The organism is Pseudomonas sp. SDO5591_S426, assembly GCF_054070755.1.
Genome location: NZ_JBSVXD010000448.1, coordinates 1 through 225 on the forward strand (window position 1 = coordinate 1; position 225 = coordinate 225).

1 pseudogene is annotated in these 225 nt (G+C 64.0%); it reads right to left on the reverse strand.

The features are described from left to right. Nucleotides 1-225: pseudogene (locus ACW9JC_RS30500) on the reverse strand (HNH/ENDO VII family nuclease); the annotation flags it as partial.

Genomic DNA, 225 nt, shown 5'->3' on the forward strand with positions numbered 1-225 from the left:
TCGCGGCTGTGCAACTGGCCGTTGGCTTCGTATTCGTACTTGATCTCGCCACGCAGTTTGTCGAGGGTGCGGGTCAGTTCGCCGGCCGGGTCGTACTGGTGGCGGCGATGGATCGGGTTGTAGGCGTGCTCGACCAGCAGGTCGGGCTGTATGCCGGGGTTGTGGATTCTCGAGAGTTTTTCCGCCGGCAGGCGCGAGGCGAACTGCCAGCTCTTGCGGCCCATG